The sequence below is a fragment of the Isoptericola croceus genome, assembly GCF_029382255.1.
Taxonomy (GTDB): domain Bacteria; phylum Actinomycetota; class Actinomycetes; order Actinomycetales; family Cellulomonadaceae; genus Isoptericola; species Isoptericola croceus.
The window spans coordinates 1-292 of sequence record NZ_JARLLG010000088.1 but is presented as its reverse complement, the minus strand read 5'-3'; the positions used below and the strand labels follow the sequence as shown (position 1 = coordinate 292).

At 64.4% G+C, this 292-nt stretch carries 1 protein-coding gene; it reads left to right on the top strand.

Features of this window, described 5'->3' with window-relative positions:
* Positions 1-36 precede the first annotated feature (36 nt).
* Positions 37-292 (top strand): NADH-quinone oxidoreductase subunit B (locus PZC42_RS20780; RefSeq protein WP_438802981.1); only part of this gene is annotated, 256 nt, incomplete at its 3' end.

Here is a 292-nt window from a genome sequence, read left to right as displayed (position 1 = left end):
ATCATCCCATTTCCCTCGCCCAGGCAGTCGGACGTGATGATCGTTTCCGGGACGGTGACCAAGAAGATGGCGCCGGCGGTCAAGCTGCTGTACGAGCAGATGCCCTACCCCAAGTGGGTGATCTCCATGGGCGCCTGCGCCACAAACGGCGGGCCCTACACCCGCTACGACCGCGTGCTCCAGGGGGTGGACAAGATCGTCCCCGTAGACGTCTACGTTCCCGGCTGCCCGCCTCGGCCTGAGGCGCTGATGGACGCCTTCCTGGCCCTCCAGAAGAAGATCATGGAGGAGC